Genomic DNA, 251 nt, shown 5'->3' with positions numbered 1-251 from the left:
CCAGTAAGAAAGAGTCGGTAATTATTTATGGTGCGGGTTCGGCAGGCCGACAATTAGCCACTGCTTTAGGTGCAGGGCCTGAGTATTTTGTAAGTGCATTTATTGATGACGATGTAACCAAGCATGGCTCTATAATACAAGGCATACCCGTTGTTGAGTTTAAAGGTATTTACGAGCTTATAAATAAACGTAAAGCCAGTAAAGTGCTATTGGCATTACCTAGCGAAACCCGTGCACGGCGCAAAGAAATA

At 42.6% G+C, this 251-nt stretch carries 1 protein-coding gene; it reads left to right on the top strand.

The genetic code is table 11. The features are described 5' to 3' along the window. The coding region (locus SB816_RS33600; RefSeq protein ID WP_410548453.1) for a nucleoside-diphosphate sugar epimerase/dehydratase at positions 1-251 on the top strand (251 nt) is incomplete at both ends.

This window comes from Achromobacter sp. SIMBA_011 (assembly GCF_046535435.1).
Lineage (GTDB): Bacteria > Pseudomonadota > Gammaproteobacteria > Burkholderiales > Burkholderiaceae_B > Achromobacter > Achromobacter dolens.
Note: the sequence above shows the minus strand (reverse complement) of the source record. Positions and strands in the feature narration are given on the sequence as shown.